The 268-nt window shown below is 49.6% G+C and carries 1 pseudogene; it reads right to left on the reverse strand.

What is annotated here, in order from left to right:
* Window positions 1–243 (reverse strand): annotated as a pseudogene (locus FDX22_RS15435) (ComEC family protein); the annotation flags it as partial.
* Between the last annotated feature and the right edge of the window lie 25 nt (window positions 244–268).

Genomic DNA, 268 nt, shown 5'->3' on the forward strand with positions numbered 1-268 from the left:
GGCTTGCTGGGTTTTCGCAGGCAGCGTATTACCGGCCCAGATAACCTCTTTCGCAGCCAGTATTCCCCACAGGAAAAACAGCAGGACTAATCCAGCGTAATGCATATATCGATGAGGAATGAGACAAAGCAGACACGCCAGACCAAATACCAAGCTGACACACAGCATGTCAGGTAATACGGGTAATACCGTCAGCGGGAGAATGCCGCATAACGCACACGTACTGATTGTTGTTAGTTTCATATGACACCTCCCTGTGACAGGGAGT

The sequence above is a fragment of the Citrobacter sp. TBCS-14 genome (genome assembly GCF_005280805.1).
Classification (GTDB): domain Bacteria; phylum Pseudomonadota; class Gammaproteobacteria; order Enterobacterales; family Enterobacteriaceae; genus Citrobacter; species Citrobacter gillenii.